General features: G+C 34.2%; 12 protein-coding genes. 5 read left to right on the forward strand and 7 right to left on the reverse strand.

Translation table 11 applies throughout. The annotated features are described in order from the left end of the window. Nucleotides 1–85 precede the first annotated feature (85 nt). From E4O01_RS12125 to E4O01_RS12135, 3 genes are all read left to right on the forward strand, one after another. Entirely contained in the window at nt 86–850 is a 765-nt protein-coding gene (locus E4O01_RS12125) for an Rpn family recombination-promoting nuclease/putative transposase (protein ID WP_253692440.1), read from the forward strand. A 78-nt stretch (nt 851–928) separates the two neighbouring features. Further along, on the forward strand, nt 929–3,319 hold the full coding sequence (locus E4O01_RS12130; protein ID WP_253692441.1) for an adenylate/guanylate cyclase domain-containing protein: 2,391 nt from the start codon (nt 929–931) through the stop codon (nt 3,317–3,319). 31 nt (nt 3,320–3,350) lie between these two features. Next, the gene (locus E4O01_RS12135) at nt 3,351–4,271 is read left to right on the forward strand and encodes a selenium metabolism-associated LysR family transcriptional regulator (protein WP_253692442.1); all 921 of its coding nucleotides are present in this window, start codon (nt 3,351–3,353) and stop codon (nt 4,269–4,271) included. Nucleotides 4,272–4,338: 67 nt separating this feature from the next. On the opposite strand, the gene E4O01_RS12140 is transcribed toward E4O01_RS12135, so the two are convergent. From E4O01_RS12140 to E4O01_RS12165, 6 genes are read right to left on the reverse strand one after another with little or no spacing between them, the layout of a single operon-like run. Continuing rightward, complete coding sequence (locus E4O01_RS12140) at nt 4,339–5,730, reverse strand: M14 family zinc carboxypeptidase (protein ID WP_253692443.1); 1,392 nt, start codon at nt 5,728–5,730, stop codon at nt 4,339–4,341. Nucleotides 5,731–5,747: 17 nt separating this feature from the next. Continuing rightward, nucleotides 5,748–7,331, reverse strand: a complete 1,584-nt coding sequence (locus E4O01_RS12145) for an ABC transporter substrate-binding protein (RefSeq protein WP_253692444.1) — start codon at nt 7,329–7,331, stop codon at nt 5,748–5,750. 18 nt (nt 7,332–7,349) lie between these two features. Then, nucleotides 7,350–8,327: an oligopeptide/dipeptide ABC transporter ATP-binding protein gene (locus tag E4O01_RS12150; RefSeq protein WP_253692445.1), complete on the reverse strand. Its 978-nt coding sequence runs from the start codon at nt 8,325–8,327 to the stop codon at nt 7,350–7,352. Beyond that, nucleotides 8,324–9,292 carry an ABC transporter ATP-binding protein gene (locus E4O01_RS12155; protein ID WP_253692446.1) on the reverse strand — a complete coding sequence of 323 codons (969 nt, stop codon included), beginning with the start codon at nt 9,290–9,292 and terminating at the stop codon, nt 8,324–8,326. Before E4O01_RS12155 ends, E4O01_RS12150 begins: the two co-directional genes overlap by 4 nt. A gap of 2 nt (nt 9,293–9,294) precedes the next feature. Next, on the reverse strand, nt 9,295–10,149 hold the full coding sequence (locus tag E4O01_RS12160) for an ABC transporter permease (RefSeq protein WP_253692447.1): 855 nt from the start codon (nt 10,147–10,149) through the stop codon (nt 9,295–9,297). 12 nt (nt 10,150–10,161) lie between these two features. Further along, nucleotides 10,162–11,124, reverse strand: a complete 963-nt coding sequence (locus tag E4O01_RS12165; protein ID WP_253692448.1) for an ABC transporter permease — start codon at nt 11,122–11,124, stop codon at nt 10,162–10,164. Between the two features lie 200 nt (nt 11,125–11,324). Here E4O01_RS12165 and E4O01_RS12170 point away from each other — a divergent pair, with 200 nt between their 5' ends. Together E4O01_RS12170 and E4O01_RS12175 are read left to right on the forward strand one after the other, a co-directional pair. Next, complete coding sequence (locus E4O01_RS12170; RefSeq protein ID WP_253692449.1) at nt 11,325–11,972, forward strand: TetR/AcrR family transcriptional regulator; 648 nt, start codon at nt 11,325–11,327, stop codon at nt 11,970–11,972. A 348-nt stretch (nt 11,973–12,320) separates the two neighbouring features. Further along, on the forward strand, nt 12,321–13,337 hold the full coding sequence (locus E4O01_RS12175; protein WP_253692450.1) for an ABC transporter substrate-binding protein: 1,017 nt from the start codon (nt 12,321–12,323) through the stop codon (nt 13,335–13,337). A gap of 48 nt (nt 13,338–13,385) precedes the next feature. On the opposite strand, the gene E4O01_RS12180 is transcribed toward E4O01_RS12175, so the two are convergent. Next, nucleotides 13,386–14,954, reverse strand: coding sequence for an ATP-binding cassette domain-containing protein (locus E4O01_RS12180; RefSeq protein ID WP_253719279.1), 1,569 nt, complete (start codon nt 14,952–14,954; stop codon nt 13,386–13,388). Nucleotides 14,955–15,289: the final 335 nt, after the last annotated feature.

A 15,289-nucleotide genomic window follows, 5' to 3' on the forward strand; every position in this document is an offset into this window, starting at 1 on the left:
TTATGCCGTAATTTACTATTTTTTTCAAATAATCCCTATAAATATAATAAAGAGGATAAATATAAAAAATTTAAGGAGAAAACGAATGTTAAAAAAATTTGAAGATTTAACATTGCAAGATGACTTTATGTTCTACAAAGTCATGCAGAATGCAGATTTATGTAAAAAACTTATCGAAATGGTACTGTCAAGTACAATAGGCAAAATTATATATATCTCAGTACAACATAATATTAAAACCTACAAACAAGCGAAATCTGTAAGATTTGATGTATTGGTACAAACAGAAAACGGAAGACTTTATGATGTTGAAATGCAGATACGCAATGAACGAAACATACCTAAACGAATGCGGTTTTACCAGGCGGCTATTGATATTTCTTTTTTGGACACAGGAAATTCCTATAGCAATTTAAACGACAGCTTTATAATTTTTATCTGTTTATTTGATGTTATAGGTCAAAAAAGGCCCGTTTATACTTTTGAAAATATTTGTCTTGAAGATAAAAACATATCTTTACAAGATGGAACAAAAAAGATTATAATAAATGCGGAAGCCTTTAAGAAAACAGAAAATGGAGAATTAAAAGAATTTTTAAAATATCTTAAAACGGGCAAGGCAAAAACCGAATTTACAAGGAGGATAGAAACTATGATACAAAGAATAAAAAATAATGAACGAGCACGGCAAGAATACAGATTAATGTCTACTTTTGAGATGGATGCTAGGGATAAAGGATTTTCAGAAGGCGTAAAACAAACTGCAAAAATGTTAAAATCTATGAATTTACCTATAACTCAAATAATTCAGGCCACAGGCCTTTCTGAAGCCGAAATAGAAAAACTTTAGTCTATTTGTAAAAAAGCCCATTTTTAAGACAATTTTAATTCTATTGACAAAAACTTTTTAGTATGTAAACTATGAGCTATGATAAAAGCCTTAAACAATTTACTCAAATGGGTAAAAAAAATTTATATTCATCCTAACACGCTAAAAATAGCAACTCTGGTAATTCTTGCAGAACTTATGATTCTGCCTTTTAATATGAGCAGGATGGACTTGATTAATCCGGCACATAATGCGGTAAATCTTTACCCTTTGACCGTATTATTTTCAGACTATGCGCAAAGAGGGCTAAACTTTTTTTATGTGAGCAGTTTTTTGTTGTTCATATTGCCCATAGCGTTTATGGTAATCTTTATATCGATTTTTCAAAGAAAAATATCGCAAAAAACCGTTTATTTAACGTCATTAATTTCGATCAGTTTTTATCTTGCAGCCGCAATCTCCGGAATGAACTCTTTTGCGAACACACCGCGCTGGTTCTATTCTTTAAGCACTTTTACCTACATTGCTTTTTTTACGGCCCTTATCTTTCATATCTTTTTAATAGCACACGGAATAATATCCATAAAAAAACAAAACAGCGCCTATATGGAATATAAAAAACTGTTAAAGGATGAAGAAAAACGGGAAGAAACCGTAAAAAAGCGCATAACCGAAAAATTGAAGCGGCAAAAAGATAAACTAAAAAAGCAAAAAGGCACCCAAGCAAAAGAAGAGCTCCTTTCTGTAGAAAATTTATTAAAAAAATCCGTAGATCAATTTGCAACCGTAAAAAAAAGGACTCACATAAAAACAAAAATTACAATAGTTATTATTTTTACTATATTAGTGATTCTTTCGACATTTATTTATACCGATTTGCGAAACTACAACATGCTCCTAACACAAAACGTAAATACTACGGGTAAAAATCAGGCAGAGCAAGTTGCGGCGATATACAGTTTTTCGGACGGACTTCATGCTAAAATAAGAGCATTTCTTGAAGGAATCAAAAAAACAAACGATTCTTCGCCATTTCCTTTTCAAAGAGTCGATATAATAACTACAAGCAGTAAACAGCCTATTTTCCTCGAAGAAATAGACGAATATACCGAATTACCCTTATTCGATGTGTTTTCATATACGACTGCGGTAGGTCATGTAAAACTGATACCCGATGAAGAAAAAATAATAACGCCTGAAGAAGCGGCTCTTTATATAGAACATTGCAAAAACGAATCTACAGTCAGCACCCCGATTTACAAAAACGAAAAGGGAACATGTCTTTATGTCTACCCCATAACTTTTACAAAAAAAGAAGGGCAAAGACTTTTAGGGTTTTCCGTCGTTACATATCTCAGAGAAATCCTTGACCGGCCTTATTTTCAGGCCCTGGTATTTGTGCTTTCTATTTCTGCCGTTTTTTTCTATGCATCTATTATAATTGTCCTTTTTTTGGCTGACTTTATCGCAAATCCGATTATATTTTTATGCGGAAACATAAGAAAAACTGCAAATATTTTAAGCGATATGATTGCAAGCAGCGCCTCGGTCGAACCCGACAGGCTTATTTTTGAAGAAAATGTCAAAACCCATGACGAAATAAAAACTCTTTCGGTAGAGCTAAAAAATATTATTTCGCTTATCCGCGGAATTTTGCCCTATGTTTCTTTCCACACTATTCAAAATGCCGAAAAAAACCTTGCGCGCAAAAGCTATAACCGCGACTTATGCTTTTTGTTTACCGATATCAGAGGCTTTACAACTATGTGCGAAAACATGCAGCCGAAAGAAGTTATCTCCATATTAAACCGCTATTTGGATATAGAAACAAAGATAATCTTTGAAAACGGCGGCGATGTGGATAAATATGTCGGCGATGAAATTATGGCTTTTTTCTCGGGCACCAAGAAAGAAATAAACGCTTGTAAGGCTGCCATGGAGATCCGAAAAGCAATGCGAAGAGAGCAAAGGGCGGCCGCCCAAGAAGGTTCGGCAACAATTTCAATAGGTATAGGTATAAATTCGGGCCCTGTAGTATTCGGCCCCGTAGGTTCTAAAACAAGAAAAGATTTTACTTCGATAGGCGATACGGTAAATCTTGCCGCCCGGCTTGAGGGAGCAAATAAAGAATACGGTTCAAAATCGATTATTTCTGAAGCTGTATATGAAAATCTTGACAGCAGCTTTATCTGCCGAGAACTTGATCTTGTTACAGTAAAAGGAAAAACCGAACCTGTAAGAATCTTTGAAATTCTGCAGCCCACGGAAAAATTGCCTATAGAATCCATCAAAGAAATAAAAAAACTCTTTGAAACAGGCCTTGCTTATTACCGAAAAAGAAAATGGAAACAGGCAGAAAAATTCTTTTTGACTTGTGTTGAAAGATATAACGACACACCGTCAAAGGTATTTTTAAAACGTATAGCACACTATCAAGTTTCTCCGCCTAAGCCGAGATGGAGCGGAGTTTTCGTAATGAATGTAAAATAAGGCCTTAAAAATTAAAGCCTAAGGAGTTTTTATGGAATTTAAACAGCTTGAAATCTTTATAAAACTTGTTGAAAATTTAAGTTTTTCGACCACGGCAAGCGAATTAAACATATCGCAGCCTACAGTTAGTTTAACACTAAAACAGCTTGAAGAGGAATTGGATGTACCTTTATTTATACGGTCAACACGAGAGCTAAAACTCACGGAAGCAGGCAGCAAACTATACGAAGAATCAAAAAATATTTTAGCCGAACGGGACAAGCTTGTAGAAAAATTTATACATCCCGAAAGAAAAATTATCACTATCGGAGCCTCGACAATTCCGGCCGGATATCTTCTTCCTTCCATAGTGAGGGAGTTTAAAAAGAAACATCCCGATATTTATATAAAGGTTGAAGAAAAAAACAGTCTTGAAACAATAAAAAAAGTATCGTTAAATACCGTCGATATAGGCATCGTCGGAATGAAGGTAGAAGATGAAAATTGCGCATTCCTTCCTATTTATAAAGATGAATTTGTGTTTATCAGTGCAAACAATGCTTATTATCAAAAGTTAAAAAAATCAAATCCCAATTTAAAACGCATTGCCGAAGAGCCATTTATTATCAGAGAAGCAGGGTCTGCCGTCAAGCAAAACATGGAGCTGATTTTAAAATCACAAAAGATAGATTTAAACTCGATAAATATAAGCGCCTCGATAAACGACACTGAGGTCATCAAGCAATTGACTGCAGAAGGACTGGGTACATCTTTTATATCGAGAATAGCAGTTGAAGACATGGTAAAAAATAAAAAGTTGATAGCCTTTGAGCTGGGTGATGTTCCCCACCAATACCGAAATATCTATCTTGTATGGAATAAAAAAATAAACTATGCAAGCCACATCAAGGATTTTTTAAACTGCACGGAATGTTTTAAGGTAAAAACAACGATTGAAAAAAAAACTACTTGACAGTGAAAGGGCTGTCTAAAAGCGATAGCAACTCAATTTTTTAGACGGCCCTTTCAGATATTTTTACTTATACATTTTTTAAATATTCGGCAACGAGCAAGCCGCATTCCAACTGTATGGATACCAGCTTTTTAATGGGGACAACACTATACTTAATATTGGCTTCCAATTCGTCGCTTAATACCTGGAGTTTCTTTTCCGCTGCGTTAAATTCATTAGATAAAGCTTTTCCTTTTTCTTTATTTTCCTCCTTTGCTTTTCTCATTTTAAAAAGCTCTGTTTCATTGGCTCTTGTTAAAAGGCCGAAAGACAACATCTTATAAAATTTTTTAATCCATTCATTGTCAAATTTTTCTGCAACCGTAGCATTCTTTTTACTGTAATTTTCATCTTCGTAAGTCATTTTAACGGCAGCATCATAATCATCCTGTCTTCCGGTAAAAGCATCTAAGGCAAGCAAAAATGGATTATTTTTAGCCATATACTTTCTTGTCTTTTCTAAAGAATCCAAAATGAACGCTTCGCTTTTTCTGTTTTCCTCTAAAGATTTTCTCACTATCTCACCTCGGTTTTCTCCGCTGTCCGATAGGTCAATAATCTTTTCGCTATAAAAATACGGAAGTTCAGTCAACATTGTAAAAGATTTATATTTTTCTCCGGCATAGTCTGCGCTGCATGTTCCGACACCAATTGCTTTTGGAATATCTTTTACACCGTATTTTTCCAAGTAGTCGTAATTATCGCGAATACCGAGTTCTTTATAAATTGCAGGAGCAAAGGCTTTGCAGTATGGAGCTTCAGGTTCCCCCAAATTTAACGGAACATTTTGTTTTTTTGCCGCTTCTTTTAAGCTGCCGTATACTTTTGGAATATCGCGCGATAAATACCAGTAGACCCCGCCAAACCCTGCGTTGTGAAGCGAATAAATGAATCGGGGTTTAATTTTATCAATTAGATTCATCATTGCAATAGTTTCGGGAATAGACTTGGTAAATTTCAATTCCTTGTATTCTATCGGGAATGTCCAATCCACTTGCTGATGTCCTGCAGGCCTAAAAAAATTTCTTGCGTAGTTATAAAGCGTAAATGGCCCCTTAAACCAGCCTTCATTCAGTCTGGTCCCATCAGAATCCCAAGCTTTTACAATATACCACGTGTAATCCAGTTCATCTCGGAGCTTTTTATTTTCAGCCAATTCTTTTGTAAAATAATCCAGCATCATAGTACCTATAGGTTCATTCGGATGAGGAAGACCAAAAATAAGGGCATTTTGCCTTCCTTTTCCTATTTTTAACCCTATAATTTTATCGCCGTCTCTGGTCGTCCCGAATTCGAACTCTTCCACTATGGCGGGATATTGTTTTGCAAGGGCTTTACTTGCCGAATTCATTTCATCGACAGTCATAAACTCTTTATAATCGGGTACCCTGTTGATAACATCTTCAAATATTTTATTCACTTTATTACCCTTCCCTGTTATTTCACTTTTTCAGTAAATGTATATTCTTGCCAACCCCATTTTCCTGTTCCGTCTATAGGTAAATTTTTAAAATTTACTGAATTTGCATCGTAGGATGCAAACCCTACTATAGGAATAAAAGGTAAATCTTCGGCTAAAATTTTTTGGGCTTCTTTATAAATTGCAGCTCGTTCTTCTTTATTACCTACAGTCAAGCCTTTTTTACATAGCTCATCAAACTTTATATTGGAATACCCGCTCCAATTATTGGACTCACCTGTTCCATATCTGGAATAAAGAGCTGCAGGATCAGGCCCCATAAAACCACCTTGAAGTTCCATTATAAAATCTTTATTTGTTCCAACCTTGTCCGCCCATGCATTAAATTCTGAAACATTTACTTTTAATTCAATGCCGGCTTTTGCAAGTGTCGCCTGCATTAATTTTGCTGCATCGGGATATCCTCCGCCCTCAAAAACTTCTATTTGTAAGCCGCGTACAAAAAATCCGTCTTTATCAGCCTTGTATCCTGCATCCTGCAAAATTTTTCTTGCAACATCAATATTAAACTGAGGAGATGCATTTTCCGTATTGCTTAGCCATTTTATAAATTCAGGATACATAGCATACTCAGGTTTTTGCACTCCATCAAAAATTTTATCGGAAATTTCTTTTTTGTTTATTGCACTTGCAATCGCCCTTCTTAAATGTACATCCTTAACTTTTTCATTCCTCATATTGAATATAATACGCATCGGTGACGGATATTCATTGAATACCAGTCTAAGCTGAGGATTTGCTAAAAGTTCCCTATTGTTTGCAGCCGGCACATTTTCCAATACATCTATCTCTCCGTTTACAAGAGCTTGTACAGCCGTAGCATTATCAGGAATCATCGTAAAAATCACATTGTCTACTTTCGGAGCTCCCATAAAATAATTTTTGTTTGCTTCAAGCGTAACCGATTCGCCCTGTTTAAACTTTAAAAGTTTAAAAGGTCCCGAGCCTATGGGCATTTCTTTGGTTGCAATATTATCTTCCCATTCCTGTCCGTTATCAAAAATATGCTTCGGGAGAACGAATGACGCATACCAGCCGAGGTTTGCCACAAGCGATACATCCGGGTATTTTAATTTAAACACGACCGTCTTACTATCTTTTACAACTATCTTGTCAATGATTTGAAGCCTCGAATACAACAAATATGTATTTTTCTTTGCAATATAATCAAAAGTATATTTTACATCGTCGGCCGTTACCGGTTTTCCGTCATGCCATTCCGCCGTGTGAAGATAAAACGTTATTTCTTTTCCATCGGGTGAAATATCCCATGACTCGGCTAAATCCGGTATAATATTTTTTGATGCATCCAATTTAACCAACCGGTTAAATATATTTTGGAAAATCGGATACCCGTTGTCATCGGGCAGGCTGTCCGGATTCCAACTCATCGGATCTCCGCCGGCTCTTACAATTATAGTCGTTTTTTCCGTTGCTTTTTTACCGGTTCCCATTTCTGCCTCATTCTTACTGCATGAAATTACCAATACAGTAACCGTCAAGACCGCTGCCGTAAGCAGCATTGCGATTCTTTTTTTCATTTTCTCTTCTCCTATTATTTATAATTTATGACAAGCAGCACTGTGCCCTTCATACAATTTTTTAGTGTCCGGATAAGAACCGAAACATTCATCCGTCGCCATAAAACACCTCGGTGCAAAATAACACATATCTTTTGGGTCAATCGGAGTTGGCGGCTCTCCTTGTATAAAAATTTTTTCGGTTTTTTCCGTAGGGTCGGACGAACCGCAGTTTGATATTAAAACTTTTGTATACGGATGTTTGGGATTTTTGATTATATCATCAGCATCTCCATATTCTACAATACGCCCTAAGTACATAACAGCAATTTTATCCGAAATATACCGTGTTAAACTTATATCATGGCTGATAAAGACAATAGTTGCATTATATTGCTTTTTTAAATTAAGAAGCATATTTATAATATCTGCCCTAACCGATACATCCAGCATTGAAACGGGTTCATCGGCAATTATAAATTGCGGTTTTAATAGCATTGCGCGTATAATCGAAATTCTTTGTAATTGACCGCCCGATAATTGATGAGGATACCGTTTTAAAAAATCGGCTGCAGGATGTAATCCTCCGTTTTCCAATTCCGTTATGAGAATCTTTTTTCTTTCAGCATCATTTTCTGCAATATTGTGTATTTTTAACGGACGCAATAATATTTCTTCTATGGTATTTTTCGGTGTAAAGGAATCATACGGGTTTTGAAATATAATTTGCACTAATCTTCTAAAACCTTTAGAGTCGTTTTTCATTATCTGCTTTGTTGAAAGTCCATCTATATATACATCGCCGTCCGTCGGCTCTTCCAACCGGCTTAATATTCTTCCTAATGTAGATTTTCCGCAGCCGCTTTCGCCGATTAAACCCAAAATTTCACCTTGTTTTAATTCCAAGTTGATATTATCAAGGGCTTTAACAAATGAACGGCTTTTTGTAAATAATGATTTTCCTTTTTTTACCGGATAAAATTTTTTTATATTTTGAATACTGATAAATTCTTTCATTTTGCCGCCTCCTTGTAAAGATGACAATACACATCCCCGTCTTTAAATTCGGTTTTCTGAGGTTTATGGGATTTGCATATATCCATTGCATTCTTACAACGCGGAGCAAAGATGCATCCTTTGTATTGCTGCGATAAATCGGGAATAAAGCCTTCTATGGATTTAAGCGGTTTTTTTTCTCCGTACAAGGAGGGAAAGGATTCTATAAGCGCTTTGGTATAAGGATGTTTAGGATTTTTTAAAACGGTTTCCGTAGATCCTATTTCCATTAATTCTCCTGCATACATAATTCCTACTTTATTACATGATTGCGAAACAACACTTATATCATGAGTAATCATAATACGAGTCATATTCATTTCGGTTTCGAGCTTAACTATTTCATCCAATATTTGTCCCTGTGTAACCGTGTCCAGAGCCGTCGTAGCTTCATCTAAAATTAAGAGCTTAGGCGAAAACAATAGACTGATTGCAATCGATATGCGCTGCAGCATTCCGCCGCTTAGCTCATGAGGATATAAATTATAAACACGGCTGGAAAGATTAACCAGTGAAAATAAATACAATGCCCTCTCTTTAATTTTCTGAGACGGAGCATCTGGATAATGGACGCGGTAAATATCTTCTATTTGTACGCTGATTCTATGCACAGGACTTAATGCATTCATTGATTTTTGAAACACGACAGAGATTTCTTTCCATCGCAGTTCGTTATATTGCCGGTCAGTTAATTCCAATAAATTTTTTTTATCGAATTCGACGCGTCCTGTAATAGCTGTACTGCGGGCGGGTAATAACTTTAAAAGCCCCATAGCTAATGTAGACTTGCCGGAACCGGATTCACCTACAATTCCCAGCGAGTCTCCTTGATTCAGCATAAACGAAATATCTTTTACAGCATAGACATTTTTATGTTTGTTTTTGTATGTTATATTTATTTTTTCTAAGTTTAAAACGGCTCCCATATTTACCTGCCTCCGCTTGATATGTTTTTCGGGTTTAAGATATGATTTAATCCGTCACCTAAAAGATAAAATGTAGTTACCGTTACTACGATCCCTATCCCTGCAAATGTCGATATCCACCATGCGGTTGTGATATATGGCTTTCCCTGATATATCATTTGCCCCCATGAGATAATATTCGGATCTCCCAATCCTAAAAAAGAAAGACCTGCTTCAGTTAAAATAGCATTAGACATTCCGACCGTAGTGTTCGCAATTACGGGAAAGATGCCATTCGGAATAATATATTTAAATAAAATTTGCCTGTTATTTTCTCCGAGAGCTTTTGCTGACTTAACATATGTGCGTTCGCGTATCGAAAGGGCTTGAGCTCGCATTAATTTTGCATTACTCGGCCATGTTGTAATTCCGATAACCACCATTACATTATAAATGCTGCTCCCGAAAAGAGCTATAATCAATAGAATTAAAAAGAAAGTGGGGAGCATCATAAAAATATTTATACATTCGGATATTATTTGATCTACTTTTCCTCCAAAAAATCCTGCTATCCCGCCGATTATTACGCCGAGGATTCCCGATATTAAGGCTGAAATGACCGCAACTTTTAATGATGTCGCTGTTCCGTAAACAATCATACTGAAAACATCTTGCCCCATATGGTTGGTTCCTAAAATATGCCCATTTTCTCCTAAGCCGGATAGAATATCATCTCCATACTCATAAGGATTAAAATTTGTAATCTGAGATGCAAATGCTATGATTACCAACAGTACGAAAAGACAGATTAGACCCAACCGCATTTGCTTATCGGAATAAGAAGCTTTACACAGTTCCCGTATTTTTTCGATTTTCATAATTCATCTCCCTTAATACCTGATTCTGGGATCTACTATTGCATACACAATATCTACAACCATCATCATAACAGCGATTGCAATACTCATAATGAGATAAATACCCATTAAAACGGGATAATCTCTTTGATTAATGGCATTTAATACAAGCCTTCCCGTTCCCGGCCATGCAAAAACAATTTCGATAAGAGCTACACCTGTAATTAAATATGCCAAAGATATGCCGAAAACAGTAATTGTAGGTAAAATTGCATTTTTAAAAATATATTTTCTAAAAATCTTCTTTTCACTCATTCCCACAGCCCTTAATGTCATAACAAAATCTTCATTTGTTACTTGTAGAACTGAAGATTTTGCAATTCTGAAATATAGCGGAAGTTCTATTAATACTAAAGTTGTTATAGGTAAAATTAAGTGGACAATTACATCTTTTACATATTTAATTCCTGAATACTCAGCTCTGGGGTCGGTCATTCCGAATGTCGGCAGCCATTTCAATTTTGTAGAAAATAAAATAATCAGCATTAATGCCAGCCAAAAAGACGGTAAAGCGTTTAAAACATAGTTTATACCCGATAAGCTTACATCAATAAAACCTCCTTCTTTTCGAGCAGCGACTATTCCCACAGCCGTACCAAGAAGAAGCGATATAACTGCAGCTGTAAGTACAAGAAGGATTGTAGGCCCTATTTTCTCTAAAATCATTTTTGAAACGGGTTTATTGTATATAATTGAAATTCCTAAATCTCCTGTTGAAATATTTTTTAAATATCGGAAATATTGCTCATATAGAGGCTTGTTTAAGCCATATTTTTCTTCAAGAGCTTTAGTTTGCTCAATATTATCGGTTTCTTTTCCCATCATAGTCTTAATGGGATTGCCGGGGGCAATATTAATAATTATAAAATTAATGGTAAAAACGACAATAATCGTTATAAAAGCTGAAAAACTCCTTTTCAAAATATACTTTTTCATTAAGCCACCTACTCATAAAAAAATCTTAAAACAATCACATTCCTATAATGCATAGTGAACATGTTCACTTTAAGAAAAGTATAACACGGTTTTAAATGGCTGTCAACAAAAAAAATAAAAATATTGCTTTTTTTGCTAAATTATTATACAATGTTAGTTAATGTCAAACGTATATCAAATTATTGGAGAATCTCAGAAAAATGCCTAAATCCACTTTTTTAAAATTATCCGATGAACGGAAAGAAAAATTACGTAAAATTATATATAATGTGTTTATAAAAAAAGATTATGAATCTATTTCAATAAGAGATTTAGTAAAAGAAATGGATATATCCATAGGTAGTTTTTATAAATATTTTGATGATAAGGCGGAAATGTACCTATTTTTCTTCTCTGAGATAGAAAAGAAAATTTTTGACGAGGAAAAAAGACGGAATGCGTCTTTTTTTTATCCGGCGAAACTGCTTGATCTGCATGAAATTTTGACTCAGGAAGAGATAGATTTCAGTTCTTCATGGTTGAATGTTCCCGAAGAAGTATTGTATAGATTTTATTTTAAAGGACATGCGAAACAGCTTTATCGCTCAATTCTTGATGAGCTTATCGAAATGCAGCAAAAGTCGCAGCTTAATCCGAATATTAAGGCAAATATAGCATACCATATAATAATTACGTCAATGTTCAGTTTTATGTTATACATAAAAGAAAATAAAATCATGGATAAGAAAGATTTCTTTAGTAGAAAAACAACTTATTATCAAACGGTAATTTTACCGGGTATATTATCCGAAAAATATTATAAGCAAAAATATTCTAAAAATGCAATAAAAAGTGAGATTATATTATAAAAATATCTCAAACTACCGTAATGAGTTTTTAAACGGAACTACTCAAACATAGCGATAAAATTTTATATATTTATCCCAACCAGTTGTAATTTTTTTAATAAATATTAACATATTATAATAAATATAGAGTTACTTAATCTAAATCATTTTGGAGTATGATTATGAACAATTTGCCTAAGGGTTTTGAGAGTTTGGCTGAAGCTCAACAGAAAAAAATCTATAATCCTACATAAAAAATAAAAAGTCAATAGATATATTAGGAATTTTATTAATTTATTAAAATTTATATTGACTCTTTTACAATATCATAGTATCTTGAAATATCTAATTATAATTTTGGAGGGCAAAATGAAAAAAATTATTTTTGCTGCACTATTTTTATTGCTTGCAAGTACCCTTGTATTTGCAGCCGGTTCTTCCGAAAAAGAATCAAAGGAACTTTCGGGAAAAACATTGAACGTGGTTGCAACAAGTGCTTACAAGGAACTCTTTGATGCATTTACTGCAAAAACAAACGTAAAAGTTGAATTTCTTTCGATGTCGAGCGGAGAGGTTTTAGCAAGAACAAGGGCAGAGGGCAAATCGATGGCTGATGTTTGGTTCGGAGGCGGAATTGATGCCTTTATGGCAGCAAAGGCCGACGGCCTTTTGGAAAACTATATTTCTCCCAACTCTAAAGATATTCCTGCACAATATAAGGATCCGGACGGAGCTTGGATTGCAAAAGGCATTACCGTTGTAGGCTTTATCGGAAACAAGGATGTCTTAGCCGAAAAAAATCTTCCCATGCCAAAAACTTGGGCTGAGCTTGCCGATCCCAAATACAAGGGAGAGGTTATTATGAGTGATCCTTCAATTTCGGGTACGAATTACGGCGCTGTAAAAGGCTTACTCGATCTTTTCGGCGAAGAAAAAGGCTGGGCTTATTGGGAAAAAATAAACGCAAATATTCCTTTTTTGGGAAAGAGAGGAAAGGATCCGCAAGAAAAAACAGCTCAGGGTGAATTTGCAGTTGGCATTATTCCTGCAGATGAAAAAGCTTTTAAACTTGCAGACGATAAAAACCTAATTGTAGTATATCCCGAAGACGGAATCCCATGGGTACCGGAAGGAACTGCAATCTTTAAATCATGTCCGAATCTTGATGCGGCAAAGGCTTTTATCGATTTTATGCTTACAAAAGAGGCTCAGGAAATTATCGCAAGGCTTGACGGAAAAGATTCCGCTCAAATTGTAAAGCCGGGCATTAAGGGGCTTTCATTAGGCTTGCCGAAAGATAAGCTAATAAAGGAAGATTTAAGCAGCTTCGGAAAAGACAGGCAAAGAATCTTAGATAAATTTGCTTCGTTAAGACCGAAAAACTAAAGAAAAAAAACAATCACCGGTTTAATATAAAAAATCGGTGATTGTTTTTTAGTATACATTATAAATTTTATCCGTTAAAATAATCGAAACACAATTCTTAGTTTTGATATATTGTTTTTCACTTTCATTATGAGAGATATAAAAAACGGTTTTACCTTTTTCAACCTTATCAAAAAGTATATCTATGAGGTGTTTTTTATTTTTAATATCCAAATGAGCGGAAATTTCATCAATAAGATAAATATCTTTATCAGAGAATTCAATACGCAATAGCTCAATTAATAATTTTTCACCGGAACTCAAATTTTCTGAAGCCCAGTCAAATTTTCTTTTAAAGCCTCCCAATTGTTTTACTATATCCTGTATTTTTTCATTTTTATAATTAATTATTAAATCTTTATCAATATTAGAGGATAACATAATATTTTCCAAAACCGTTCCCGAAATAATTAAGGCTTCAGGACTATGATACGAAACAGAAGAATTTGTATTATCCTTATGGAGAATCGTTTTACTTTCTTCCTGTGTATCTATTTTTATATTTAGAATTCCTGCAAAATTTTTAAGCAAACTTGATTTACCTATTCCGTTAGCCCCTTCAATTAAATAAAATGCAGGCTTATTAAAATAGAGTTCATATTCACTTTTTGAAAATAAAATGCCGTTTTCAGCCGTATTTTCTTTATACCCATTTAAAAATAAAAAGATTCTTTGTATTGAGGCTCTTTTTGAGCTTATAAGAATAATGGAATTCAAGATATTTGAAACGGGAGCAAAGATATTGCCAATCATCAATTGAATAGCTAAAAAGCCGCCTATTGAAGGAGCGGCAGATTTGTTTTCGATCACAAAAAAGAAGGCTGCAATTACTTGTGTAAGGATGGTAATAAGTCTTAAAATATTTTTTCCAAATTGTTCGGCCCTTGCAGCTTGTGCAGACATACTATAAAAGCCCTTATTAAGCACACCGAATTCTTTTTGCATATATTCATTGTGTTTATTTGCATAAATATAAGAATATCGCTCATGGATATAAACAATAAAATCCTGTTTTTCTTTTAATTTTTCTCTGCTTATTTTACTAAGTACCGAATTCTTTTTTGAAATAACCAAGGCTATTATAATATTTGTAAAAGAAGCTATTATACATAATAAAAATATATTTAAAGATTCTATTTTAATATAGCGTAAAGCAAAAGTTAAAAATAAAATTTCTACAATTAACTTAGGATAAAATTGCGTTATATATGAGAAAAAAGAATTTATATCATTATTTAAAAGTGTAATAATTTCTCCAGAGGAATAACTTATACTTTTGGCAGGTTCCTCCGTTTGATATTTATAAAAGACCGTATCGGATATAAAATAATATATTTTTTCAAGTAACCGGGTTAAAACAGAAACAGACAATATACAAAAGATAAAATCACAACAGAAAAAAATTATGAGAAAGAGATAATCAGATAATTTAATATTCGGCAAATTAAACAGTTTATCTATAAATTGTTTAACCATAATAGGTTCAAAATAAATAAGTAAATTTTGCAAACCTAATAGGATAAATATCCATAGATCATAAAAACATATTTTTTTATAAAATATCTTTCTTCGATGCATTTATCTTGATTTTAGATTTTTTTATAATTTTTTTCAAGCTATAGCCGTATTTTTACTTATATCTTCTTACAACAGTGATGGCAAGGCCTAACCAGTTTTCTGTTCAGCGTATGGGCTTTTTGTTTGCTTCTTCACAGGTTACAAACGGCCCCACCAACGCCCATTTTTATCTCCCAGTGTTCCACGGCCAGTGCCTTCACCGTGATTACAAAATTGGCATGTTCCATAATGAATTATGGCTTTATCAGATGCTACCCAATTTTCATAGATATAAAAGGCCATAGTTTTTCTCTCCTTGCAATTTACAAAATGAGTATAGCTGTCCCGTAAGCTAA

Origin of the sequence: Treponema sp. OMZ 790, from assembly GCF_024181285.1 — a bacterium.
Classification (GTDB): domain Bacteria; phylum Spirochaetota; class Spirochaetia; order Treponematales; family Treponemataceae; genus Treponema_B.

Excerpts from the sequence above, each read along its gene's own strand:
- E4O01_RS12170 (WP_253692449.1), top strand. The coding sequence starts at position 11,325 with ATGCCTAAATCCACTTTTTTAAAATTATCCGATGAACGGAAAGAAAAA.
- E4O01_RS12160 (WP_253692447.1), bottom strand. The coding sequence starts at position 10,149 with ATGAAAATCGAAAAAATACGGGAACTGTGTAAAGCTTCTTATTCCGAT.
- E4O01_RS12145 (WP_253692444.1), bottom strand. The coding sequence starts at position 7,331 with ATGAAAAAAAGAATCGCAATGCTGCTTACGGCAGCGGTCTTGACGGTT.
- E4O01_RS12135 (WP_253692442.1), top strand. The coding sequence starts at position 3,351 with ATGGAATTTAAACAGCTTGAAATCTTTATAAAACTTGTTGAAAATTTA.
- E4O01_RS12180 (WP_253719279.1), bottom strand. The coding sequence starts at position 14,954 with ATGCATCGAAGAAAGATATTTTATAAAAAAATATGTTTTTATGATCTA.
- E4O01_RS12150 (WP_253692445.1), bottom strand. The coding sequence starts at position 8,327 with ATGAAAGAATTTATCAGTATTCAAAATATAAAAAAATTTTATCCGGTA.
- E4O01_RS12155 (WP_253692446.1), bottom strand. The coding sequence starts at position 9,292 with ATGGGAGCCGTTTTAAACTTAGAAAAAATAAATATAACATACAAAAAC.
- E4O01_RS12175 (WP_253692450.1), top strand. The coding sequence starts at position 12,321 with ATGAAAAAAATTATTTTTGCTGCACTATTTTTATTGCTTGCAAGTACC.
- E4O01_RS12130 (WP_253692441.1), top strand. The coding sequence starts at position 929 with ATGATAAAAGCCTTAAACAATTTACTCAAATGGGTAAAAAAAATTTAT.
- E4O01_RS12125 (WP_253692440.1), top strand. The coding sequence starts at position 86 with ATGTTAAAAAAATTTGAAGATTTAACATTGCAAGATGACTTTATGTTC.
- E4O01_RS12165 (WP_253692448.1), bottom strand. The coding sequence starts at position 11,124 with ATGAAAAAGTATATTTTGAAAAGGAGTTTTTCAGCTTTTATAACGATT.